Origin of the sequence: Tsuneonella suprasediminis, from assembly GCF_003605755.1 — a bacterium.
Classification (GTDB): domain Bacteria; phylum Pseudomonadota; class Alphaproteobacteria; order Sphingomonadales; family Sphingomonadaceae; genus Tsuneonella; species Tsuneonella suprasediminis.
On sequence record NZ_RAHJ01000021.1, the window covers coordinates 82,344 to 107,512 of the forward strand.

Consider the following 25,169-nt stretch of genomic DNA (forward strand, 5'->3'; position numbering starts at 1 on the left):
CCCGGGTTACAGAGAGGGGCGGCAGGATCGACTACAACCGGCTCCGCACCAGATAGCGTTTGGCGAAAGTCGTGCTCGGCCGCAGGACGATCACCGACACGCCTGTAATCGCGATGCCCGCACCGATCAGCAGGCGTGCGCCGATGGGATCGCCCGTCAGCCATGCCCCCAGCGCAATGGTGAACAGCGGCGTCAGCAGAGTGAGCGGGACGACCTCGTTCGTCTCATGCCGCTGCAACATCTGATAGTAAGCGGTGTGTGCGCCCACCGACACCAGCAGCGAAGCGAAAATCAGGCATCCGATCAGCTCCACCGGATGGGCCGCGATCGGTGCCCACTGGTTGCTCTCAGTCGCGAGTGATAGCGGCGCCAACAGAACCGTCGAACCAAGCCCCGCCCACGCCTGCAACCGGATAGAGCTGATCTCCAGCGGCTTAATGAACACAGCGCCCAGCGCGCCAACCACCGCTGACAGGAACACCAGCCACAGCCCGTCGGCGCTCTCCACACCCGCTGGCGATGATACTGCCACGATCACGCCGAGGAATGTCAGCGCGATACCCAACGCGCGCTTCCACCGCACCCGCTCGCCCAGAAACAGGATAGCGAACAGCACCGTCAGCGGCGCGCCCGAGAGGCTGACGATACCCGATGCCGACGGGCTGGCATCGCGCAGGCCGACCGACAGCAAGGCAAACGAGCCGCCACTGATGGCGATGCCGATGGCCAGCACTTTCCACAATTGCTTGGGTACGGGGCGCAACAGAGGCAGCAAAAACAGCGTCACCAGCAGCGAACGCCCGAATGCATACGCCAGCGGCGGCATACCCAGATCGCCCACCGCGATCTTGCTGACGACGACGTTAAGCGCCCAGACCACGTTGCACAGCACCAGTACTGCGACCGTGCCCAATCCAATACCCTTGTGTTCACTCATCGGGCACATTCCCACGTAATTCATCGAGCCAGACATCGGCCACAGAATCGCTCGGCGCACGCCAGTCGCTACGCGGGCTGAGCGCACCGCCAGCGCTCACCTTGGGCCCGTTGGGCAAGGCACTGCGCTTGAACTGGCTGAAACCGAAGAACCGGCGGAGGAAATTCTCCAGCCAATGCCGGATCGTGGGCAGATCGTAAGCGTGTTTGGCGGCATCGGGAAACGCCAGCGGCCAATGCCCCCGCTTCGCATCGCGCCATGCGTGATAGGCCAGAAACGCCACTTTACTTGGCTTCTGCCCCCAACGGATAACGTGATGGAGGAAGAAGTCGTTGAGTTCGTAAGGGCCGATAATGCTCTCTGTACTCTGGATTGCACCGTCTGCGCCGGGCGGCACCAGTTCGGGGCTGATCTCGGTCGAAACGATATCTTCCAGCACGGCATTGCAACCGGCATCGAACTGTTCGGTTCGCACGGTCCAGCGGATCAGATACTGGATCAAGGTCTTGGGCACGCCTGCGTTGACGCCATAATGACTCATCTGATCGCCAACGCCATATGTGCACCAGCCCAGCGCCAGCTCGCTCAGATCGCCAGTGCCGATGACCCATCCGCCATGCTGCCCCGCCAGCCGGAAGAGGTAATCGGTTCGCAAACCCGCCTGCACGTTCTCAAACGTGGTGTCGTACACCGGCTGACCATCGGAGAACGGGTGGCCGATATCTTCCAACATCCGGGTTGCCGCCGGGCGGATATCGATCTCCGCTGCGGTAATGCCCAGCGTTTCCATCAGCCGCCAGGCGTTGGCCTTGGTGCCGTCGGAAGTCGCGAAGCCGGGCATGGTATAGCCCCGGATCGTCGTGCGCGGCAGACCCAGCCGATCACACGCCTTCGCCGCCACGACCAGTGCGTGGGTCGAATCGAGGCCGCCGGAAATGCCGATCACCAGCGATTTCGGACTCGTCGCTTCGATCCGCCGCATGATCCCGTCGACCTGAATATTGAACGCCTCGAAACAATCGGCATCGAGCATGTCGGGCCGGTTGGGGACAAAAGGGAACCGCCGCACAGGCCGGATCAGGCCGATATCGTGCTGGGGCACCGGATGATCGAACGCGATCGTGCGGAAGCGATCCTCTGGCCGCCCGTGCTGCTCCGCCGCGTCGTTGAAGGTCTGCATCCGCATCCGTTCGGACAGGATGCGCGCGCAATCGACATCGGCAATGCACAGTTCGGGTTCGAGGCTGAAACGCTCGCTTTCCGCCATCAGTTCGCCCAGTTCATATATCATCCCCTGCCCGTCCCACGCCATATCGGTGGTGCTTTCCCCGTGGCCAGCGGCGGAATAGACATAGGCGGCAACGGCGCGGCTGGCATGCGCGCTACACAGCATGTGACGTTCGTCGGATTTGCCGATAGTGATGTTGGAGGCGGACAGGTTCGCCAGCACGGTCGCCCCGGCCAGCGCGGCATAAGTCGATGGCGGGATCGGTGCCCAGAAATCTTCGCAGATTTCCATCGCCACCCGGAAACCGGGAATATCGTTGGCAGCGAAGATCAGATCGGTCCCGAATGGCACCGTCTCGCCGTTGATCTGCGTTTCCAACCCGACAATCGAACGCCCGTTCGCAAACCAGCGCTTTTCATAGAATTCGCGATAGTTCGGCAGGTAACTCTTCGGCACCGCGCCCAGGATGCGGCCGCGATGGATTGCCAGCGCGCAGTTATAGATTCGCCCGTTGTGCCGCAGCGGCGCACCGATCAGCAACATGGGCTGAATATCCGCGCTGGCGCTGACAATTACCGCCAAAGCGGCCTCGACCGCCTCGTGCAAGGCCGTTTGCAAGTGCAGATCGTCAAGCGCATAAGACGACAGGCACATTTCGGGATAGACCACCAGATCGACATGGGCATCGTGCGCCCGCCGCGCTTCACCCAGAATGGCGTCGCGATTGAAGGTAACGTCCGCCGTCCGCACCTTGGGCGTGGATGTGGCAATTCGCACCAACCCATGTGTGTGCAGCGCGAAAAACGGATGAGTCTGATCGGTCATGTCGGGGATATTCTCCGGCGAATGCGCGGGGTGTTGAAAAGGTTCCAGCCAGTCTGCGGGATTGGCAATCCCAAGTTCCGCCAGCTTACGCTGAACTGCGGCGCGAGGGATTTTGCCCTTGGTTTCCCAGCCATACACGGTGCGACTGGGCCAGGGTTGCGGGTCGCCATAAATACGCCCGAACTCCTCCGCCGTTAGCGGGGGATCGTGACATTCACGCCATGCGCGGATTTTTCGACCTGCTTCGTGCATAAACAGTCAGTATCCCTTTCGGATACTGACTGCAAGCAATCACGCGGCCGACAACAATTCGGCCGCGCTTGGCCCGGTTTCGAGCAAGGAAAGCAGCGCCCGTTCTTCCCGCGAAAGCCATTTAGTCGCTCTTGGCATGTCCAGTGACCGTCGCCATTCCTCCTGTCGTTCGATCAGCGCGATAACGCCGGGATGAACATAACTGCGCCGCACCACAGCGGGGGTATTGCCAAGGTGCTCGGAAACGATACCAAGCAATTCCTTCATGGTCAAAGTATCTTGTGCCGCCGCCAGTTCGGCCAGCGCCATCGCACTGGCGTGCCATGTGCGGAAATTCTTGGCCGTAAAATGTTCCCCCATCGTTTCAGAGAGGTAGGCATTGACGTCGCTCGACGAAACAGCGTGATGATCCCCATCATCGTCGAGATACTGGAACAAACGCTGCCCCGGCAGGTCTTCCATCGCCCGCACCACTTTGGCCAGGCTGGCATCCGACAGCACCACTTCGCGATCCTTGCCGCCCTTGCCCTTATAACGCAGCTTGAGCGTTTTACCGGTCAGCTCGGCATGGCGGCGGCGCAGGGTGGTCGCGCCGAAAGACTTGTTCCGCCGCGCATAACTGTCATTCCCCACCCGAACCGCCCCGAGATCGAGCAGGCGGACCACGCTGGCCACGGCGCGTTCGCGGGTCAGCTGGCGGGATGCCAGATCTTCCTCCACCCGCTTGCGGACAAGGGGAAGCAGATTGCCGAATGTGACGCAGCCATCGAATTTGTCGCTTTCGCGCGCGGTGCGGAATTCAGGATGGTAGCGGTATTGCTTGCGCCCCCGCGCATCGATCCCGGTCGCCAGAATATGGCCATTGGGCGCGGGGCAGAACCACGCATCGCGATAGGCCGGTGGCAGCGCGACGGCATTGAGCCGACGCTTTTCCTCCTTATCACGGATCAGCCGACCTTCGGGATCGTAGTATGCCCAGCCAGTGCCGCACCGCTTGCGGGATATGCCCGGCAAATCATCGTCCACATAGATCAGCTTCGTCATCGCGAAGCAGGAAACGGCGGGCATTGCCTTGCGGTTCCTTACTATCGCCCCACCTCTCTGGCAGAAAACGAAAAACGGAGACCCGCGATGGCCGATCCCACTTACACCCCGCCCAAAGTCTGGACCCACGATGCCGAAAACGGCGGTCGCTTCGGCGGGATCAACCGTCCCACCGCAGGCGCACGGTTCGACAAGGAACTGCCGGTGGGGGAACACCCGTTTCAGCTCTACTCGCTCGGCACCCCCAATGGGCAGAAAGCGACGATCATGTTCGAAGAACTGCTCGTCGCCGGTCATTCGGACGCGGAATACGATGCGTGGATGATCGACATCATGAATCAGGATCAGTTCGGATCGGGTTTCACCGCACTCAACCCCAATGGCAAAATCCCCGCATTGGAAGACCGCAGCGGCCCCACCCCGTTCCGCGTATTCGAAAGCGGCGCGATCCTGTTGCATCTGGCGGAAAAGTTCGACTTCCTGCTCCCGCGCGAAAGCCCGGCCCGTGCCGAAGTATTCAGCTGGCTGATGTGGCAAGTGGGCACCGCACCATTCATCGGCGGCGGGTTTGGCCATTTCTATGCCTACGCGCCGGAGAAATACGAATATCCCATCAACCGCTACGCAATGGAAACCAAGCGCATCCTGTCGGTCGCGGATCAACGACTTAGGGAAACCCGTTATCTGGGTGGAGACGATTATTCGATTGCCGACATTGCCGCCTATCCCTGGCTGGGCGCGCTGGTTCATGGGGAGGCATACAACGATGCCGCTACATTCCTGTCGGTCGATGAATACGCGAACCTTGGCCGCTGGGTGGCCGAACTCGATGCGCGACCGGCGGTCCGACGGGGGCGCATCGTCAACCGCGATCCCCTGCGCGAACGCCATGCGGCGAGCGATTTCGACAGCGTCGATCCCGCATTCCTCTGATCGCCAATAAATGTCCGGTGGAGCTACCCGGCGAGGCTAAGGGGAAGCCCGCCTCGCCGGGATGCACCATGATACGATTCGGTGTCGCGGGCGAAGGGGCAGCCGCCTGGCGACAATCGTGGTGCCGACCATACCTCCCCGATCGATCACGCTTTCCGCTAACCAGCGACAGCGGGCGTGTTCCAACGGGTAAGTCAGTGTTCTGGTTATCGCCCCCATGCCCCTCGTCAAGAGGGGCAACGCGAACAGCAAATCATCCGATTTTAAACACCTGATTGACGTAAACCGTTGAATTTCAGGGTTAGAGATTTGTCGGACCCGCTTTGCCACTTCGCATGACTTATCCCGTCAATAGAGGTGCTTAGCCGGTTAATCCGCGCCCGGCGCAAACCCATGAAAAATTATCGATAAATCGACCAACGACATGAAATGGCGTGCGAAATGCCCCGTATTGCGCCCCAACCCGTAGATTGAATGCGAATCACGTCAGTTCTGCCGCCCGATCAAACCGCGCCCCACGACATGCGCCTGAATCTCTCCGGCCCCTTCGAAGATATTGAGAATGCGCGCGTCGCACAGCACCCGGCTGACTTCGTATTCCAGCGCATAGCCATTGCCGCCGTGGATCTGCACCGCCTGATCGGCATTGCTCCACGCGACACGGGCAGCCAGCAGCTTGGCCATTCCCGCTTCGATATCGCAGCGCTTGCCCTGATCCTTTGAACGGGCGGCGGCGTAGCTCAACTCGCGCGCCAGCAGCAATTCGGCCACCATCAGCGCCAGCTTGTCCGCCACGCGGGGGAAGGCGATCAGCGGCTTCGCGAACTGGCGCCGCTCCAGCGCGTAGCTGAGGGCAAGGTCATAGGCATTCCATGCCACCCCGATGGCGCGGGCCGCGGTCTGGATGCGTGCACCTTCGAATGTCCGCATCAACTGCTTGAACCCCTGCCCCTCCTCACCGCCGAGCAGACCATTTTCCGCCACCGCGAAACCATCGAAGCCGATCGCGTATTCCTTCATCCCGCGATAGCCGAGCACTTCGATTTCGGAGCCGTCGATGCCATCATCGGGGAACGGGACATCATCGGTTCCACGGGTCTTCGTGGCGAGCAACATCGACAGGCCAGCATAGCCCGGCGTATCGGGATCGGTACGGCACAGCACGGTCATCAGATCGGCGCGAGCGGCGTGGGTGATCCAGTTCTTCGCCCCATCGATCCGCCAGCTCCCATCGGCCTGACGCGTTGCGCGGGTACGGACGGAGGCGAGGTCGGAGCCGGTGTCAGGCTCTGTAAAAACCGCAGTCGGCAGAACTTCCCCGCTCGCCAGCCGGGGTAGCCAGTGCGCCTTTTGCGCCTGCGTACCGCCTGCGCCGATCAGTTCACCCGCGATCTCCGACCGGGTGCCGAGCGAGCCGGCGCAAATCCATCCGCGCGAAAGCTCCTCCGAAACGAGGCACATCGCCAGCTTGCCAAGGCCAAGGCCACCGTATTGTTCCGCAATGCAGACCCCGAACACACCGAGGTCGGCCATTTCCCGCACCACCTCTATCGGGATCAGTGTGTCGGCCAGATGCCATTTGTGCGCGTGTGACGCGATCCGTTCACGTGCGAAAGTGCGAAACTGGGTGCGGATCATGTCCATCGTATCGTCACCCAGACCTTCGTCGGGAACGGCACCCTCGGCCAACAGAGCCGCAAGCGCCGCCCGCGTATCGGGCGTGTTGCCATCGGCCATAAAGCGCGCGATCGCGGGACTGGCCGCGAACCGGGCCGCATCATCGGCCACGCCCAGCGCGGCGGGGCGGGCAAATTCGCTCTGGCTCATTGGAACGCCGCCGATCAGTTGTGCGCAATATTCCCCGAAACCCACGCGCAGCGCCAGTTGCTCCACTGTGCCGAACTGCCCCGCCTCGCCACATCGCCGCGCCCATGCGGAGACAGCCGCCAGCGCCTCTGCCGTGGTTGCGATCCACGCGAAGCCATGCAGGATATGCTGGTGGCGGTCGGCCAGCGCCGGATCGATTTTGTCCGCCGGAGCCACCACCGCCGCGACCTTCGCCTGCACTGCGCCGACATAACTGCGTGCCGCCAGCGCCGCCGCTTCGGACAGGCCGATCCATTCGTTCATCGTCGTCATCCCCCGGACCTTGCCGCAATACCCCGATCGATCAGGTCGCCAATTGCGCCGCTCGGAAGGCCGAGCACTTCGGCCAGCACCTGTTCGGTATGTTCGCCGTTGCGCGGAGCAGCCTGCGCAGGTTGCCGTTCTGCATCGGGAACCGTCGCGAACGCCCCCGCTGCCGGATAGGCAACCCCCGATGGATTGGCGGCGAAAGCGCTGAAGATCGGGTTGTCCGCTACCAGACGCGGATCGTTCGCCGCATCCAGCATCGTGCGATAGGGAGAATGGACGATCCCGTTCGCATCGAACGCCGCCGCCAGATCGGCATGATCGCGCATCGCAATCGCCCGTTCGAACAGCGGGTAAAGCGCATCGCGGTGGGTAAACCGTGCGCCATCGTCGGTCGCGAAAGAGGTGCCCCGCGCCTGTTCGATCCGCGCCACCTCTGTCGCAAGGCCCAGCACATCGAGCAAGTTGCGCCACTGGCGTGGTGTCACCACCACGATCATCGTCCGCATGCCGTCGGCTGTCACGAAATCGCGACCGAACAGACCATAGACCGAATTGCCAAGCCGTTCGCGGTTGGCCCCGTTATACAGCACCTCTGCGATACCGCCGAGATTGGCCGCCGTTCCGATCGCCACATCGGACAGCGGAATACGCACTTCGCCGCCCTGCCCGGTCTGTTCACGCCGCCGCATCGCCGCGAGCAACGCGAACGCCGCATAGGCACCGGACAGCAGATCCCACGTGGGCAGGACATGGTTGACCGGTTCCGGCCCTGGCCCCGTCATCATCGGATATCCGACCGCGTTGTTGACCGTATAATCGAGCGCGGGCGAGCCATCGGCCCAACCCATCACCCGCACCGTCACCAGATCGGGGCGCCTCTGCGCCAGTCGTTCGTGAGACAGGAAGCCGTCAGCAGGAAAGTTCGTGATGAACTGGCCTGTCGCGCGCACCAGTTCCCGCAGGATCGCCCGCCCTTCCTCGCTACCGAGATCGAGCGCAACCGACCGTTTCGCCCGGTTGAGGTTTTCCCAATACAGCGAATCCCCGCCATCGGTCACCGGCCAGCGATGAAAATCCGGCCCACCGCCAATCTGGTCCACCCGGATCACATCGGCACCCATCTGCGCGCAATAAAGACCGGCGCTGGGCGACGCGATGAAGCTGGACGCTTCGATCACGCTAAGGCCACTGAGGAACTGATACATCGCGCTATCGCCGGATCATGGCGGGCGGTGCGGGGCAAATCATCGTCAGGCTGCTCTCTCTATAATCGCTATCATGACCGACCGTAGCGCGATTTTCGCCAGCGGGTCCACCAGGATCGGTATATGGATCGCAACTTGTTCAGCTGCGCCCATCAGGCAAAATGCAACCGGCGATACTTCCCGCGGAAATAGAGCAAGGGATCGCGGCGCGCATCGAATTGCGCCCGCTTCACTTCGCCCACCAGAATGAAGTGATCGCCGCCTTCGTGAACGGCATGGCGGCGGCATTCGAACGCGCTGAGCGATCCGGCCAGCACCGGGGCACCGTTTTCCCCTGCGCTCCAGTCCGATGCGGCAAAGCGATCTTCGCCCTTGCCGGCAAAGCGATTGGAGACCGGCTGCTGCCCGATTTGCAGGACATTGACCGCGAAGTGCTCTGCCTGCTGCAGGATCGGGCCGCTGCTGGCGGTGTTCGCGATACAGACGAGCAGCAGAGGCGGATCGAGTGAGACGGAGGTAAAACTGTTGGCGGTCAACCCGATCGGCGTGCCATCGGGCGACATCGCAGTGACGACCGTGATCCCCGTGGCGAAACACCCCAGCGCATCGCGCAAAGTCCGCGCATCCGACCCGGCGCGAAATTCAGATGGGCCGCGCGGTTGCTTGCGTTCGAGAAAATCGACCAGCAACGCGTTGAAATCATCGGTCTGATCGGCGGCCAGCAATTGATCGACTTCGCTCACTTCCACCATTTCGCAATCGGGCAATGCCCGTGCGAACTGTTCGGCATCGCCCGAACTGTCATGCGGGCTCAATGCCCCGCGCACGAACAAAGTGGGTAAGGCCAGCTTGGGCGCTGCGGCCTCTATCTGCGATGCCATGCCGGCCGACAGCGGGCCGCCAAACGGCTCCCCTTCAAAACGAGTGGGCATGTCGACCAGCACCAGTGCGGCCGCCAGCGAAGCGGCATCCTCCGCCAGCGCCCGCGTCGCGATCCAGCCCGCCTGCATGGCCGCGACAACCACCGGCCGGGTGCCCACTTGCGCCAGAACCGCGCGCAGGTCGCCAACATGGGCATCGAAATCGAAGCGTCCGTCGCCCTGCGCCCCGCTGCCGCCATGTCCGCGCAGATCGAGTGCGATCACCCGGCGACCAGCGCGGACCAGCGCGTCGGAAACATCGCGCCATACCACGCGACTCTGACCGATCCCGTGGATCAGCAGGATCGCCGGGTCGTTCCCATCGCCAACGACGTCGGCTTGCAGCGTCACGCCACCGAAGCCGTTGAAAGTCGTAATGGTCATTGTTGTTTCCCGTTCGAATCCGCTGCCATGCAGGTGCGTGCAAGCCGCCCCGCCGGGGCCCTATCGCATGTAAACCGCGCGGAATGCCAGCCACTCCTTGCGGCAGATCGCCCGCATAGATGCCCCGCCGCAGCCAGTTCAGCGCATTATCAACGGGTGGCTAAAATATATTCCACTATGGAGTTATCACTCCAACTTTGCCCAGACGATACTTCCAAAACCCGCCAGAACAATGCACCAAATGGCCCAAAATATTAATTTATTAATTGAAAATAAACATCCAATTTGGTTAAATTGTTTCAACATTACCGATAGATGAAAATTGATTTTTTGATATAATGCCCACCGGATGGGTTTATGAATTCTCCATCCACTATCGATGCACGCTTGTGTGGCACGAAGGGATGGTCAGTGGTTCAGTTATCATATGGCGTGATCGCAGACGCCTCTTCTACAACATTGCCCTATATAATAATAACATATATCGTGGCAGCCCTTGCCGTTCCCATTATTACAGTGCGCGCACTGCCCAAATCCCGCGCATCAAAGATATTCAGAAAGAATATCTGGTATGTTATTTTCAGTCCATTTATTATTTTCGCAAGAATTATCGTTAATATTTTTTATTATGCATCAAAGATGTTATTAATAATTAAAATAATATTTATTCGACTTCTTGAGGCAGCGATGGGCCGCAAAATGTACAAACGCGTACGATGGTACGGGTATTTCGGCTATTACTCTAACGACAAGTCGGGATACTCCAGCCCCCCTGCCCACACCAAGCCTCACCAACCGGAGGAAGAGCTTGTGGGCGAACACCAGCGCTGAATTGCCACGGGCCTGTCTTTTCGCCCTGTCATTGCCGAACTGCTCCCTCTCACAAGATTTTCTCCATCGACTTGACGCATTGCTGGCCTTAACGGCGCGCCATTATGGCGACTATCGTTCCACTTGAAGCGGTCGATCCGCAGCTGACCGAAGAATTGCTCGACGCGGCATTCGGGCCGGATCGTTTTGCGCGCACCGCATATCGCATCCGCACCGGAATGGACTGGCTGCCCGGCCTCAGCTTCGCGGCAATGGACGACGACGATTTTCTTGTCGGCACGATCCAGCTCTGGCCAGTGGCGCTGACCGATCCGCAAGGGCGCGCGCACCCAATGCTGATGGTCGGCCCGGTGGCGGTGATGCCCGGCCATCAGGGCGAGGGGTACGGCAAGGCACTGATGGCCGCGGCGCTTGGCGCAATCGATCCGCAGGCGCCATTGCCCCAAGTTTTGATCGGTGACGCCGAATATTACGGCCAGTGGGACTTCTCCGCCCGGATGACCGGCGGCTGGAACTGCCCCGGCCCCTATGAGAAACACCGCCTGCTCGCCCGGGCCAGCAGCGATGCTGTTCTGCCCGAACAGGGGATGCTCGGCCCGTGGATGGGATAAATAGCTGACCGGCTGAATCCCGGCGGCATTGATAACCAGAGCAACGGCACCGGATCAACGTGCAGGGGCCACACCAATACTCGCCGCACCCGCCGACGCGCCCGCCGCAAAATAAAAACTCTGGCCGCGCAACCACCTAACCTCCCGCGATATTTTCGTCCTCACTTTCCAGACTGGCGGACTTCGCCGTCCGGCTGCGTTGATCCTGATGCACGGAGATTTTCCATCCGACGGAGGGGATACGACAACATGGCTATTCGAATATTCAACCACCACGCACGCATCATCGCAGCAAGCACAGCGCTGGCAATCATCGCAATGGCACCCGGCCATGCATCGGCTCAGGGGCTGTTCGGACAGATAACCAAGAGAGTGAAGCAGGCGGTCCAGTCCGAAGTTACCAACAAGGCGGAAAAGGAAACGCGCAAGGCAACCCGGTGTGTTTTGGGGGAAGCCGACTGCGCCGCTCAGCAACGCCAGCGCAACAACAATGGATCAGCGAACGGCAGTTCCGCTTCGGCAGACCTCACCTCAGGGCCAAGCGCCTTGATTTCGCCCTACCCCGGCTCTGTAGAGCAAAGCCGGGAATATCAGGACTATACAGACTATCCACGTGTCATCGGCATGGACCGGAGCCGCCATGCCGAAACGCAGGTACTCGAAGGCGCATTGACCCGCCTGCTGTATAACAACCCCAAAGGCCGCTCGACCCTCGAATTGATCCGCAACTATCGTAATGCTCTGGAAGCGCGGGGCTTCAAGGTCGATTACGAAGTTCCCAATGCCAAAAGCTGGATTCTCAATATTCGCGAGGCCAACGGCATGATCGCCTATGGCACGGATGTGCGCTATTTTACCGGCAAGCTGCGGTATAACGATGGCACCGCATACGTTTCCATTCTGGTCTATCGCGAAGCCAGCGGGTTTGGCCGGACCAATATCCATATCCTGCAAACCAACGAGATGGATGCCGGCATGGTCGGAGTCGATCCTTCAGCAATGGCCGCCGAGCTGGAGCGTAGTGGCGAAGTCAACCTCAAAGGGGTGTTCTTCGACACCGGGCGCGCCACATTGCGCCCCGAATCCAGCGCGGAACTGGATACCGTGGCATCCCTTATGGCGTCACAACCCCAACTGACGATGAAAATCGTAGGTCATACCGACAGCACCGGCAGTATGGCGAACAATCAGGCGCTCTCCCTTCGACGCGCCGCAGCTGTGCGGGATGCACTGATAGCGCGTGGCGTGGATGGTCAGCGATTGCACGCGATCGGCATGGGAAGCCGCGATCCAATCGCCAGCAATGCGACTGATGAAGGCAGAGCTCAAAACCGCCGTGTCATGCTTGTGCGGCAATGACAGTGACCACGGCTGTGGTGAGCCTGTGAAAAGAGCCTGGTGCAGAATGAACGCTTTGAACCGGCTGTCTCCGGTAATCTGCGTCACTCGCTATCGGATATAGATCATGCTGCGTCGTTCGCGGGTTTGATATAGCAACCAAAGCGGCCCCAAAACGACATCGCCCGACAGGAATACCTGATGATGGCACTCTGACATCGGGGTGCTGCTGTCAGGTATTCCTTGAAACGGATACAAATTCCGCAATAAACATAGGGTGATGACCAGTCGTGCAAACCCGCTTCCGGCAAGGGACGGCCAACTCAGCCTGTCGGAGGAGTTGCTTGCCGAAACGTATGATGCGCTACGCAGGATCGCGTCGCGCCAGTTGTCGCGGCAATCCGGTACGCCATCGCTCAACACAACCCTGATCGTCCACGAGGCATGGCTGAAGCTGGCCGGAGATGAACAGCGGCGGTTCAACGACCGAAATCACTACCTTGCTACCGCTGCCAGAGCGATGCGGCAAATTCTGGTGGATCATGCCCGGCGCAAGGCGACCGACAAGCGCGGCGCTGGCGCGGTGCACCTTGATATCGACGATTGCTTTGTCGCGGACGCAACCCCGATGAATGCCGTACTCACCGTGGATGAGGCGTTGGAGGCGTTGTCTGCCCATGCGCCTGAGCTGGAGTCGGTGGTCGAATGCCGTTTCTTTGGTGGACTGACCACTCAGGAAACCGCCGATGCGCTGGGCCGATCGGTCCGTACCGTTGAACGGCAATGGGCCCGCGCGCGCGCTTATCTGAGCGAGGAATTCCAGCCGGAATAAACGGCCCACGCCGACATACCGCTACAGGCAGGATGGGGTATCGGGCCATTCCTGCCCTGAATAAGTCGCGGCCCGTCCCTCCATAAATCACGATACGCACGGCATTTGCGTCGAGCGACAGAATGTTGCCGCGCGGTTGACCTGGGCGTGCGCTGGTTCGGTCGCGCCATGCTTCGCCCCGCTCTGGTGGCGGGAATGGCAGCCAGGCTGCGTTGTTCCTTGCATGACACTCGCTCCTCCCACGCGCTGAACACCGGCGCGCCGCCACTCTCGGCAATCGCAATTCATCTTTCACGCAGTAACTAAAGGACTTCATTCATGGCGAAATACGAACTGTCTGTAGGCTCACGGCCTACGCTTGCCATCACTCTGATGAGCAGCATGTTATGCTTGCTTCCTGCCTCTCCGGCCCATGCCGATAGCACTGTCGAATGCAATGTCGGGCCCGGGATCAACTCTAGCGAATGTGGTGCTGTCAGTGTTGCCAGCGGCCTTGCTTCCACTGCCGTCGGCGCATTCACCAAGGCAACGGGAGACAAATCAACTGCAGTCGGTGTTGCAGCTGACGCTGGTGGCGATGGTTCGACCGCCATCGGCCAGACTGCCTTGGCTACCGCTAACAATGCCATCGCAGTTGGCAGAGCGTCCACGGCGACCTTCGGCAATGGCATTGCTTTGGGCGCCGGTTCCGCTGCTCTGGCCACCAATTCGGTGGCGATCGGTTATGGTTCTCTGGCGGGGGAGAACAATACTGTCTCTGTCGGCAGGGAGGACGCCGAGCGGCGGATCGTCAATGTTGCTGACGGCATCAACAGCACCGACAGTGCCAATATGGGCCAACTCAACAAGGAGACGACCCAGCGCACCGCCGCAGATGCAGCGTTGCAGGGCAATATAGACACCAACACCGCCGGGATCGCTGCCAATGCCACTGCGATCTCTGGCAACACAGCGGGCATTGCTGCCAACACAACGGCCATCGCGACCAATACGACGGATATTGCCGCCAGTATGGCCGCAGTCGCCAGCAACATCGCCGGGATTTCAGCCAATACCGCACGGATCGACGATCTCTATGCGATCACGGACCACGACCGGCGTCAGGCGCAGCGTGGAACCGCTGTCGCCCTGGCGTTGACGGCAGCACCGATGCCCTCGCAAACCGGCCGAACAAGCTACACCTTTAACCTCGCAACCTATCGCGGGGCGCAGGCTGCGGGTCTGTCTCTCGCGCACCGCGTCGACAGCGACAATCCCTTTGCCATAACCGCTGGGGCTTCGTTTGCGGGTAAAGGGGACATCGCCGCGCGGATCGGTGTTGCCGGCGAGTTCTGATTCCATTGGCGGGGCGTACAATCGGCCAGATTGTCTGGTTGCCGATACGCGACGGGCGCGCAACGCAATCGCGTTGCGCGCCGCCCTTCTTCGCGGGGGGAGCGCGACAAGCTAGCCCCCCGCCCCCCGTATGGCGGGAATGAGCCATCCTCTGCGTTGAAGAATCAGGATGCACTTGGTTGGCGCTCGCATTTGAGCCATGATCGCGAGCGGAGAGCGCGCGGGTTTTCGATAGTGGGAGAACGGCTTCGGCAATGCCGCACAACACAGGGTCTCAACCGGGCGCGGATGCCCGACAGCGTGTCGATAGCGCGTTCGAGGCAGTGCTCGATCTGCCCGATGGCGACCGTGCGGCATGGGTTGACCGTCATTTTGCCGATGCCCCCGAACTGGCCCGCCGCACCCACCGGCTGATCTCGGCGGAACGGCGCAGTCGAAAACTGTTCGCAAATCTGCAATTCGAACGCGATTGCATGTTGGAAACCGCCGTTCCCGACATCGCCGGTGCACCGGGCGACGACCCACGGATCGGCCGCCGCTATGGGCCGTGGCGCGTCATGCGGCATCTGGGATCGGGCGGGCTTTCCGAGGTTTACGCAGTGGTCCGCGACGATGGCCGCTATCAGCAGGATGCCGCGCTGAAAATTTTGCGTAGCGGCCATTTCGGCACCGATGCCAAGGCGTTGTTCATGCGCGAACGCCGCACGCTGGCAAGCCTCAGCCATCCGGCGCTGGTGCGGATCATCGATGGTGGCGAAACCGCGACCGGATCGCCGTGGTTGGTGATGGAGCAGGTCGAAGGACAGCCGATCACCACATATGCCCGTGAACAGGCACTGCCGTTGCAGGAACGGCTCGACCTCGTCGCGCAATGCGCCGATGCATTGCAGGCCGCGCATGAACGCGGTGTGTTGCATGGTGATATCAAGCCCGATCACCTGATCCTGCAAAGCGATGGGATGGTCCGGCTGCTCGATTTCGGGATCGCGCAATTGCTGGGGGAAGATGGTGCGGCGGATGATGTCGTCGCCCTGACCCCGGCCAGCGCTTCGCCTGAACAATATGAAGGGCAGCGACTGACGACCGCAAGCGACATATTTCAGCTCGGCAAGATATTGGACGAGATCACAGCGGGTAAGCGGGTTGGCCCTGAACTTGCCGCCATCATCGCGCGTGCGACTGCCCCCGATCCCACCAGCCGCTATCGTTCGGCGGCCGCGCTGGCCACCGATTTGCGCCGTTTGTTGCAAGGTCAGGCAACCGAGGCGCTGCCTGACACCGCGCCGCGCGCGCTGAAGCGGATCATGCGGCAGAATCGGTTGGCGAGCGCGCTGGGGGCCCTCGTCCTTGTGGCGCTGGCCGGGTGGGGTGCCACGGCAACGGTCGGCGCCTGGCGCATCGATCGCGCGCGGCAGACTGCCGAGATCGCCGCCGATCGCGCGGAACGTGGGAGGCAAGCCTTGCTTGACCTGTTCCGCCGTGTCGATCCGCTCGAACTCGATGCGACCGGGCCGGTTTCGTCGAACAGTATTACAATTATCGATGAAGCGCTGGCCGATGCCAGGAAACGGCTGGCGGACGACCCGGCCCTGCTGGGACGGCTCAGTGGATGGGCGGCGCGGTTGCATCAGCGCGCCGGACAGGATGGCCGGGCCGCCGCGCTGGCCGCGGACGCGGAAGCGTTTGCGCGACAGGCTGATGGGACGCAAAGCAGCGAATATGCCGCTGCGCTCGCCTATCGTGCGCGGCTGGCGATTGAGCGCGGGTCAACGGTGCCCGGCAATGCAGACATGGTGCGCGCGCTTGAAATCATCGATCGCGCCGGCGCCAGCGACGAGGCATCGCTCGACACCCTGTTACTGGCAGCCTGGTCGAAAGAGGGGGACTGGCAAGCGCAACTGCCGCTGTTCCGTCGTGCCGCCGCACTGGCGGAAACGCTCGATATCGATAACGCGCGGATCGAAGCGGGATCGGGCATTGGCCGTGCGCTGGATGGGCTGGGACAACTGGACGAAGCCGAACGGCACGTGCGGTTCGTGCTCAATCTGGCGGAAAAGCGATATGGCCCAGACCATCCGCGCCTGACGCTGCCGTTGTCCGATCTGGGGCGTATCGCGCAGCATCGCGGCCAGCCGCAAGATGCGGCCCGATGGCACCGGCGCGCGCGCGACATCGCCATTGCCGCCTATGGGCCCAATACACCGGCGGTTCTGTCCCATCGCAACAACCTCGCAATGGCATTGCAATCGGCAGGCGACCTGACGAGCGCGACGGGCGAACTGCGTGCGATCTACGCCTTGCGCGTTCGTCAGGACGGAGCGGATGCGCTGGCCACCGGCGAAGTCGCTCAAAATCTGGCGTCCGCGCTGGTCCGAGCACACAAATATGACGAAGCGGAAAAGTATCTCGCGATTGCCGAACGGGTGTTCGCCCGCAATCTGCCGGCGGGCCACCCGCGGCGCATGTTCCCCGCGCTCACGCGATCGGAAATGCGGATGGCACAACATCGCTGGCGTGAGGCGGAGGCCGAAGCAGCGCGGGCGCTGGGCGGTTTGCGGAACGCACTGCCTGCCGGCCATTTTGCCATCGCCACCGCCCAATGCCGGGTGGCCACAGCACGGCTGGAACAGGGCGACAGCAAAGCCCTGCCGACTTTGCGCGAAGCGGTTTCCGCGTTGGGCGCCGACGGCACGCCCGATATCTATCGCACCCCTTGCCAGGCCGCCCTGCAGCGCTTTTCTTCCTGAAAAGCGCTGAACCCGCAGATAGTGGCGGAATTCCGCCGCGCTTCTCGTGATGAAAGATGACAGGCAGAGCCGTGAGGCCCCGCCACAGCTTCATTCGAGGGGATTTACATGACAGCCACGCAGACATTCGGGCGGAATGCGAACTTGCGCCTTATCGGTATGACCAGCCTGATGGCTTTGAGCGCGGCCTTGGTCCCAACTGGCGTTCAGGCACAGGATATTCCCGAAGAGGAGATGGTCGAGCTTGGCGATTTGGGTGGGGACCGCTCGATCGCGACCGAGGTTAACAGCGATGGTTCTGTTGTATTCGGATATGCCCAGAACGAAGCGGGCGCCGCGCGGATGGTCCTGTGGCAGAACGGTGTGGCGAACGACATCACTTTGCCCGGTATCGTCTATAGCGAGGCTGTGTTGGATATCAGCGGCATCTCTCGCGGGCTGATGAGCCGTGACGGATCGACCGTTGTCATTCGCGCCACGGTGGATCTGCCAGAGGGCGGAATCTACCTTTATCGCAATGGCACCGCATCACGCATCGACCAGCCGTCTGCGCCGGGAGAACTGGTCATCGAAGCGGTGACCGCGCTCGATCGCGACGGGTCCACCCTCGTGGGCTTTTCCTTCGTCGATGGGGATCAGCACGCTGTCCGCTGGACCGAGGAGGGCGCACAGGACATCGGCGTGCTTGGCGGTACAACCTCGTCCGCTCTCGCTGTCAGCGGCGATGGCTCGATCGTGGTGGGGATATCCGACGTCGATGGCGGAAGCCGCGAGGCCTTCCGCTGGTCTGGCGGCACTATGCAGAGCCTGGGCGCATTGACTGGCCAGACGACGGGCGGCGCCAACCTGATCAGCGACGATGGCAGTGTCATCGCGGGCTATGCGCGGGTATTGGACGGGTCGGGCGGCGACATTCGTCGCACATTCGTCTGGCAGGATGGCACCATGTCAGACATTGGCGATCTGGGCGGGTCCAATGTCACGGCCACGGCAATCAGCGCCGACGGGTCCACGATCATCGGTCAAAGTGACCATAGCAATCCCGATGTCTATAATTCATCGCAAGCCTTTTACTGGCGCGACGGTGTGATGCGTGAAATCGGCTATCTGCCGACTGACGATCCCAACGGCGCCTACACCGTTGCCAAGGCAGTCAGCGGCGATGGCGGCGTGATCGTTGGGAGTGCGCGCGGCGAAACGAGCGGGAGCTCCGTTGCCTTTCGCTGGACCGACGATGGCGGCATCGTCGCGTTGGGCACACTGGGCGGCAAAAACTCAAGAGCCACCGATGTGAGCGAAGACGGCACCACAATCGTCGGTGTGTCCGACAATGCCGAAGGGCAGAGCCGGGCCTTCATCTGGCGTTCGGTCATGCAGGATTTCACCAATCTGCTCGCCTCGTTCAGCGGGCTGGCCGAAGAAGGCGAACTGGCGATCGAAGAACAGCAGCAGTTCACCGAAATAGCCGCCGCACCGGGCTGCGATCCGGCCGGGCGGCGCTTCTGTCTGGGGGTTGAGGGATACGGCTGGACATCGGCAGGCACCGCACCAGTAGGCCGTCGTGAAGCCATCGGAGCGCGGCTCTTCGCAGGCGTGGGCCTGACAGAGGGGCTCAGCATCGGCGGCGGCTACGCCTGGGCCGATCCGTCGATCAAGGATGACCGGACGCATGAAAGTGGCGCCCATGCATGGTCGGTGTCGCTCGATTACAAGGCGGCGACTTCAGGGCCGTTCGCCCGTTTGTGGTATGCCCACGCGCGCGAAAGCCTGTCGCTTGTCCGCGGCGAAGGCTTTGCCGACGTACAACCGATGAACGGAACCGCAGCGCTTGGCAGCGACAGCTTCGGCCTGCGCGCTGGATATGGCTTCGCCTTACCGGGCGGCATGAATTTGCGCCCGTGGGCGGCGTTTGAGCGGCGCAATAGCGAGCGCGATGCATTTCTCGAAGCAGGCGGCGATTTCCCGGCGCACTTCGCCGCCATCGAAGCGAAACGCACAGTTGCCCGTGCCGGAATCGATATGGAACTGCCTGTCGGGCAAAATCTCTTGCGCCTCGGCTTTTCGCTGGAAACCGACCTGACCGACGATCCGATCATGATCGCCGGAACCTCCGACATTCCGGGTATGGAGTCATTCACCCTGACATCGAGCCTGCACCGCAAGGATCTGCGCGCACGCTTTGGGGCGGGATACGACGTACCGCTTGGGCCGTTGACGATCGGGATCGGCGCAAGCGCGAACAGCCCGGTTTATGGCAGTAGCTGGCAGATCGGCGGCGCAGTGCGCGTGTCAGCATCCTTCTGATGCGCCGTTTCGCCATCGCGGCCGCCACGTTGCTTGCCGCAGCGTGTTCTGCGACCCCGCCCGCTGCACCAATGGCCGATATGCCCGATATGCCCGATATGACATCGGGCACACCCTATTGCGCTGGCATGGCTGTGTGGGAAGTGCCCGATTATCCGGTCCGCCTTGCCGCGCCATCGGGGGCGATCGTGACGGCCAGTGGCATCGCAGATGGTGTAGATGCCTCCGGCATGATTGACGTGACCCTTAAGACACTCGGCACCCCGGACGAAATTGCTGCATTCTACGCATGCGCCCTGCCCTATATCGGGCGCGACAATGTCGCCCCGTTGCCCGGCGGAGCGCACGGTTTTTCTTATACCGGGCCGGGCGGCAGGCGGGGCCGCGTTGTCTTACGAGTTTACGATCTCCCCTTTCCCGACGACGGCTGGGACACATTCATCAGGATTACCGAAACGCAGCGCTAAGCTGCTGAGCCAGATTATAGCGGTCCGGCAAATGTGATGATGATATCGCGATATCCATCGCGAGAGATGACTTGCGTCATGGCTGGCGAATCCCCCGCTCCGGTAAAACCGACAAGCTTTGTCTTCGCCCCTGGTTTGTCGTTCAGTTCGGGATTGAGGTTCCTGTTTTTTGCCCAGTCAAAAAAGGCATCGGCATAAGCTTTTGCATCTACCAGAGATTTGGCTTGCACCATGTACAGGTCCGGTTCGCCGTTACGCGGGATATGCGTTGCCAGATAGATATGCGCGTCTTGCGGAAGCGGCATGTCCTGCGGCATCCAGTCGGGTCTGGGCAGATTGACGCTGCCGAGCAAGCTTTCGTCGCCATCCTCAATCGTGAGAACGCCCTCGACCTGATTGCCGGTGGCGCCTTTTTCGGAAACATCGCCACCGCCTGCTCCATCGCTGCATCCGGCCAGCGACATTGCCAGAGCGAGCATCAGCGCGTTCCGTGTCACGCGAGGTCCCGACATCACTGCCCCGCCTTCGTATAAGTGAGCATGAAATCGCGATCCGCGCCGTCGTCGCGGACGCGGATATTGCCGCCTTGCACCTGTTTGCCCTCGAAATAGATTTCAAGTGGGTCGGTAATCTCGGCACGGTCCGTCAGAACATAACCGGCATCGGAGAGACGCTTTGTGAAACCTTCGATGATCGCCTCCGCGCTTTGTCGGCTGCGGCCTTCGATGAAGACATCTCCCGGCACTGGCGTGCTTGCAAGAACCAGCCGGGTATCCTCCGGCAGCGCGATATCGGATGGAAAATCAGCGGGTAGCTTGACAGTCTGCCCGCCAGCTTGCGTTTCCACCTGCGGTGCGGTCGCGGATTGATCCGCCGATGATCCGCACCCTGTCAAAATGCTGGCACCGACAAGCCCGACGAGCGTCGCATATTTTCGCATTGGCCACCTCCTGAATAATACCGTTCCACCCTGACAAACGGGAGATGCACGCGAAATCCGCCAGAACTGCCTGTCGCTTGCCGGTCTGTTCGGACCACCGGATTGCATGCTGAATGCGGCGGGGGGCGGATGAGGCATGAGTTCCACAGTGGGTGCGATGGTCGCTTCTGCCGTCAATCCGGCAGCTCGATTCAACGATAACGGCGGGTTATCGCCCGCCCCCGGTTGAAGCGTTCGGCTTCCTCTGGCATCGGGTGCCAGACACCATGCCTTACGAACCGCCCCCGGAAATCGCCGGACTGTCGCTGGCAGAGCTGGCCGAAGCAGTGGCCGCGCGCAAATTGCCGCCGGTCGAACAATGGGCGCCGCAGACGACGGGCGACAGCGGGATGGCGATCCGCGCCGACGGCAGCTGGACCCACGATGGCAGTGCGATCACCCGCCCGGCGATGGTGCGCGCATTCGCCTCGCTGCTGATGTGCGATGATACGGGGCAGCACTGGCTGGTCACTCCGGTGCAGAAGCTGTCGATCGCGGTCGAAGATGCCGCCTTTATCGCTACCGATATGACAGTGAAGGACGGTGCGCTGGCCTTTCGCCTGAATACCGACGAGATTGTGATTGCCGGGCCGGATCACCCGTTGATCGCTCGCGGCGATGCGGAAACCCCTGCGCTCTATCTCGCGGCGCGGCGCGGGTGCGAGGCGCGGCTGAACCGTTCGACATATACGCAGCTGGCCGAACACGCTCTGTCACTGGGCGATAGCTGGGAAGTCACCAGCCAAGGGGCGACATTCTCGCTGGTGCCGGCATGAGCGAACTTCTCGACCGGCTGACCCGCGTGTTCGAAGCGGGCCACGCGCGCGACATTGATCTGCTGGAAGATGCGATGGCCGCGCCACGCAATCTGCGCCCGGCGGCGGTGCTGATCGCCGTGACCGACCGGCCCGATCCGGGCGTGATCCTGACGCACCGCCCGCTGACGATGCGCCAGCACGCGGGGCAGGCCGCCTTCCCCGGTGGCAAGCTCGACCCCGGCGAAGACGCCATTCAGGCCGCTTTGCGTGAGGCGCACGAGGAAATCGCGCTCGACCCGCGCAATGTGCAGATCATCGGCACGTCCGACCCGTTCCGCACCCGCACCGGCTACGATATTACCCCGGTCCTGGCCGTGGTGCCGCCCGATCTGCCGCTGACGCCCAATCCGGCGGAAGTCAGCGAATGGTTCGAACCCCCGCTCGGCTACGTGCTCGACCCTGTCAATCAGGTGAAGCGCACGGTCGAATGGGAGGGCGCGCCGCGCGAATATTTCGAAATCATGTGGCACCGGCACCGCATCTGGGGTGTTACCGCCGCGATTATTGGCAACCTTTCCCGCCGGATAGAACTGACGGAGCTTTTCAATGGTTGAACTGCCCAAGGCCGCATGGACCGGGCGCGAGGATCTGGCTGCGCTTGTCGCCGCACTGGGCGAAGGCACAGTGCGCTGGGTCGGCGGCGCGGTGCGCGACACTCTGCTGGGCGAACCGGTGCACGATATCGACGCGGCCACCACTCTGCCCCCCGAAACCGTGATCGAACGCCTGAAGAAAGCGGGCATCCGCGTTGTCCCCACCGGGATCGAACACGGCACAGTCACCGCCGTGCTGGATGGCGGGCCGGTGGAAGTGACCACTTTACGCAAGGATGTCAGCACCGATGGCCGCCGCGCGACGGTGGAATATGCCAGCGAGTGGCAAGACGATGCCGCGCGCCGCGATTTTACGATCAACGCGCTCTATGCCGATCCGCAAACGCTGGAGATTTACGATTACTTCGGCGGCCTGTCCGATCTGACGCTGCGCCGGGTGCGCTTTATCGGCGATGCCCGTGCGCGCATCCGCGAAGATCACTTGCGTATCCTGCGCTACTATCGGTTTCAGGCGCGTTTCGGCGCGGAACTGGATGCCGAGGCAGAGGACGCCTGCGCCGAACTGGCTGAAACGCTGATGGGGTTGAGCCGCGAACGGGTCGGCTGGGAATTGCTCACCCTGCTGGGCCTGCGCGATCCATCCCCCACGCTGGCACGGATGGAGGCACGCGGAGTGCTGCCAGTCGTCCTGCCCGAAGCGGGCGGGCGCGAGATCGAACACATGGAAATCATGATCGAGACCGAACAGATGTACGGCATCGCGCCCAATGCCGTGCGCCGCCTTGCCGCGCTGATTCCGCCGGTGCCGTCGATTGCGGAAACCGTCGCGGCGCGCCTGCGGCTGTCGAGGGCGCAGCGCGAACGGCTGGTCTGCGCGGCGGGCCGCAATCCGATGGACGGGCGCGATGCCCATGCGCTGGCATACGAACTGGGCACCGATTGCGCGATCGACCGGATCGTGATGCTGGGCGGCGATCCCACTCCGCTGGCCGGGTGGGACGTGCCGGACTTCCCGCTGAAAGGGGGCGAAATCGTCAGCCGCGGGGTCACCGCCGGACCGGAAGTCGCCCGCATCCTGCGCGAAGTCGAACGCCGTTGGATCAGCGAAGGTTTTCCGTCGGAACGGCGGGTACACCAGTTGCTGGACGACGAACTGGCCGCGCGCTGATTCCGGGCCAGTGTGTCGGCTTCAGGGCGAATTCAGCTTCGCCGCCTTATACGATTAGACGGTTGCCTATTCCGTTCTGAGATGGAACTAGAGCGTTTATCTGCCGTTTACTGGCAGAACATTGCGCGCTTGCAATCGCTCCGGCGGTTGCCGCTTCGCCTGGCGAAGCATTTGCAGGGCCCCGTGCCCTGCCGTGTGTGCATTTACAGTTTTGCCGGTTGAAGCGGGGTAACCCGTGTGCCCGGCATCGTGATTGAAGTGTAACGGAGTACCCATATGAAATTTGCCAAGCTGGCCTTTGCCGCCGCCCTTGCCACCGCCGCCCTGCCGGGTGCGGCCTTCGCTCAGGAAGTTGCCGCCGGGGCGACTGTCTATGGCCCCGAAGGTAACGTCGTCGGCACAGTGACGAGCGTTTCGGGCGGCGTCGTGGTGCTCGATACCGGCACACACAAGGCCCCCCTGCCCGCCAATGCTTTCGGCAAAAGCGACAAGGGCCCGACCATCACTGTGACCAAGCAGCAGCTCGATGAAATGGTCTCCGCTCAGCTCGCAGCGGCGGCACAGGCACGCGATACTGCGCTGATCGCCGGTGCCGCGGTCAATTCCGCCGACGGCAAGCCCGCCGGTACGGTCAAATCGGTGGAAGGCGACGATGTCGTGCTGGAAACCACCGATGGACCGGTGGCTCTCAAGCGCGATACTTTCGCGGTCGATGCCAATGGCGCGCTGATGGCCCGCTATACCGCAGAACAGCTTACCGCCGCGGCGAAGGGTGGCGCCGGTGCCGAAGCGGCCGCCGATACGGGCACAGCTGAATAACGCAGGCATTCAGCGACAAACAGCGGGCCGGATGCGAATGCGCGTCCGGCCCGTTTTGTATGGCGGAAGCCGCATTGCGATACCCCGCCCAACGTCACCCCGGCCCACGAGCCGGGGGCCCACTTCTGCCAGTGCCGCGCCAGAAGAAAAGCGGCCCCCGGATCAAGTCCGGGGCGACGGGGAGAGCGGGCGTAATGCCATCCACACCCCCCTCGTCATTGCGAGGAGCCGCAGGCGACATGGCAATCCAGGGAGCGCCATCGCCCCCACCACAACCGCCGCGATGGGCAGAACCGTCGGGCCATGGATTGCTTCACTCCGTTTGCAATGACGAAGTGGTAGGTGAGTGCCGGGGCGGCGGGAGAGCGGGCGCAGTGCCATCCACCCCCCCTCGTCATTGCGAGGAGCCGCAGGCGACGTGGCAATCCAGGGAGCGCCATCGCCCCCAGCCACAACCGCCGCGATGGGCAGAACCGTCGGGCCATGGATTGCTTCACTGCGT

General features: G+C 62.0%; 21 protein-coding genes. 13 read left to right on the plus strand and 8 right to left on the minus strand.

Translation table 11 applies throughout. The features are described 5' to 3' along the window. Positions 1-31: 31 nt before the first annotated feature. The 3 genes from D6858_RS13385 to D6858_RS13395 form a co-directional block, all read right to left on the minus strand. The gene (locus D6858_RS13385) at positions 32-937 is read right to left on the minus strand and encodes a DMT family transporter (protein ID WP_225081680.1); all 906 of its coding nucleotides are present in this window, start codon (positions 935-937) and stop codon (positions 32-34) included. Further along, positions 930-2,990 (minus strand): NAD(+) synthase, encoded by a 2,061-nt coding sequence (locus tag D6858_RS13390; protein WP_120111942.1) that lies wholly within the window; start codon positions 2,988-2,990, stop codon positions 930-932. Before D6858_RS13390 ends, D6858_RS13385 begins: the two co-directional genes overlap by 8 nt. 291 nt (positions 2,991-3,281) lie before the next feature. Next, positions 3,282-4,310, minus strand: coding sequence for a DNA topoisomerase IB (locus D6858_RS13395; RefSeq protein WP_240623849.1), 1,029 nt, complete (start codon positions 4,308-4,310; stop codon positions 3,282-3,284). Between the two features lie 63 nt (positions 4,311-4,373). Here D6858_RS13395 and yghU point away from each other — a divergent pair, with 63 nt between their 5' ends. Further along, entirely contained in the window at positions 4,374-5,219 is an 846-nt protein-coding gene (yghU, locus tag D6858_RS13400) for a glutathione-dependent disulfide-bond oxidoreductase (protein WP_120111530.1), read from the plus strand. Positions 5,220-5,705: 486 nt separating this feature from the next. Here the strand turns inward: yghU and D6858_RS13405 are convergent, their stop codons facing one another. The 3 genes from D6858_RS13405 to D6858_RS13415 form a co-directional block, all read right to left on the minus strand. Next, the gene (locus tag D6858_RS13405; RefSeq protein WP_120111945.1) at positions 5,706-7,349 is read right to left on the minus strand and encodes an acyl-CoA dehydrogenase family protein; all 1,644 of its coding nucleotides are present in this window, start codon (positions 7,347-7,349) and stop codon (positions 5,706-5,708) included. Positions 7,350-7,354: 5 nt separating this feature from the next. Beyond that, positions 7,355-8,560, minus strand: a complete 1,206-nt coding sequence (locus tag D6858_RS13410) for a CoA transferase (protein WP_120111533.1) — start codon at positions 8,558-8,560, stop codon at positions 7,355-7,357. Positions 8,561-8,712: 152 nt separating this feature from the next. Then, positions 8,713-9,864, minus strand: coding sequence for an alpha/beta fold hydrolase (locus tag D6858_RS13415; protein WP_120111535.1), 1,152 nt, complete (start codon positions 9,862-9,864; stop codon positions 8,713-8,715). Between the two features lie 357 nt (positions 9,865-10,221). Here D6858_RS13415 and D6858_RS15665 point away from each other — a divergent pair, with 357 nt between their 5' ends. From D6858_RS15665 to D6858_RS13455, 8 genes are all read left to right on the plus strand, one after another. Further along, on the plus strand, positions 10,222-10,695 hold the full coding sequence (locus D6858_RS15665) for a hypothetical protein (protein ID WP_165859707.1): 474 nt from the start codon (positions 10,222-10,224) through the stop codon (positions 10,693-10,695). A gap of 104 nt (positions 10,696-10,799) precedes the next feature. Beyond that, a complete protein-coding gene (locus D6858_RS13425; RefSeq protein ID WP_120111541.1) occupies positions 10,800-11,306 on the plus strand; it encodes a GNAT family N-acetyltransferase in 507 nt (168 codons plus the stop codon). 249 nt (positions 11,307-11,555) lie between these two features. Then, positions 11,556-12,665 (plus strand): OmpA family protein, encoded by a 1,110-nt coding sequence (locus tag D6858_RS13430; RefSeq protein ID WP_120111545.1) that lies wholly within the window; start codon positions 11,556-11,558, stop codon positions 12,663-12,665. 259 nt (positions 12,666-12,924) lie between these two features. Further along, positions 12,925-13,476 carry an ECF-type sigma factor gene (locus tag D6858_RS13435; protein WP_120111548.1) on the plus strand — a complete coding sequence of 184 codons (552 nt, stop codon included), beginning with the start codon at positions 12,925-12,927 and terminating at the stop codon, positions 13,474-13,476. A gap of 318 nt (positions 13,477-13,794) precedes the next feature. Further along, on the plus strand, positions 13,795-14,811 hold the full coding sequence (locus tag D6858_RS13440) for a YadA-like family protein (protein WP_120111551.1): 1,017 nt from the start codon (positions 13,795-13,797) through the stop codon (positions 14,809-14,811). Between the two features lie 254 nt (positions 14,812-15,065). Further along, complete coding sequence (locus D6858_RS13445; protein ID WP_120111554.1) at positions 15,066-17,558, plus strand: serine/threonine-protein kinase; 2,493 nt, start codon at positions 15,066-15,068, stop codon at positions 17,556-17,558. A 108-nt stretch (positions 17,559-17,666) separates the two neighbouring features. After that, a complete protein-coding gene (locus D6858_RS13450) occupies positions 17,667-19,862 on the plus strand; it encodes an autotransporter domain-containing protein (protein WP_120111557.1) in 2,196 nt (731 codons plus the stop codon). Then, positions 19,862-20,329: a hypothetical protein gene (locus D6858_RS13455; protein ID WP_120111560.1), complete on the plus strand. Its 468-nt coding sequence runs from the start codon at positions 19,862-19,864 to the stop codon at positions 20,327-20,329. The genes D6858_RS13450 and D6858_RS13455 overlap by 1 nt, the downstream gene beginning before the upstream one ends. A gap of 14 nt (positions 20,330-20,343) precedes the next feature. On the opposite strand, the gene D6858_RS13460 is transcribed toward D6858_RS13455, so the two are convergent. Continuing rightward, positions 20,344-20,841, minus strand: a complete 498-nt coding sequence (locus D6858_RS13460; RefSeq protein ID WP_120111564.1) for a hypothetical protein — start codon at positions 20,839-20,841, stop codon at positions 20,344-20,346. Continuing rightward, the gene (locus D6858_RS13465) at positions 20,841-21,269 is read right to left on the minus strand and encodes a hypothetical protein (RefSeq protein WP_120111567.1); all 429 of its coding nucleotides are present in this window, start codon (positions 21,267-21,269) and stop codon (positions 20,841-20,843) included. The genes D6858_RS13460 and D6858_RS13465 overlap by 1 nt, the downstream gene beginning before the upstream one ends. Before the next feature lie 266 nt (positions 21,270-21,535). Between D6858_RS13465 and D6858_RS13470 the strand changes: the two genes are divergently transcribed. The 4 genes from D6858_RS13470 (at position 21,536) to D6858_RS13485 (ending at position 24,667) form a co-directional block, all read left to right on the plus strand. Then, positions 21,536-22,084: a DUF1285 domain-containing protein gene (locus D6858_RS13470; protein ID WP_120111571.1), complete on the plus strand. Its 549-nt coding sequence runs from the start codon at positions 21,536-21,538 to the stop codon at positions 22,082-22,084. After that, positions 22,081-22,680, plus strand: coding sequence for a CoA pyrophosphatase (locus D6858_RS13475; RefSeq protein ID WP_120111574.1), 600 nt, complete (start codon positions 22,081-22,083; stop codon positions 22,678-22,680). The genes D6858_RS13470 and D6858_RS13475 overlap by 4 nt, the downstream gene beginning before the upstream one ends. Further along, positions 22,673-23,848: a CCA tRNA nucleotidyltransferase gene (locus D6858_RS13480; protein WP_120111577.1), complete on the plus strand. Its 1,176-nt coding sequence runs from the start codon at positions 22,673-22,675 to the stop codon at positions 23,846-23,848. The genes D6858_RS13475 and D6858_RS13480 overlap by 8 nt, the downstream gene beginning before the upstream one ends. A gap of 276 nt (positions 23,849-24,124) precedes the next feature. Continuing rightward, positions 24,125-24,667, plus strand: a complete 543-nt coding sequence (locus D6858_RS13485; RefSeq protein WP_120111581.1) for a hypothetical protein — start codon at positions 24,125-24,127, stop codon at positions 24,665-24,667. Positions 24,668-25,169 lie beyond the last annotated feature (502 nt).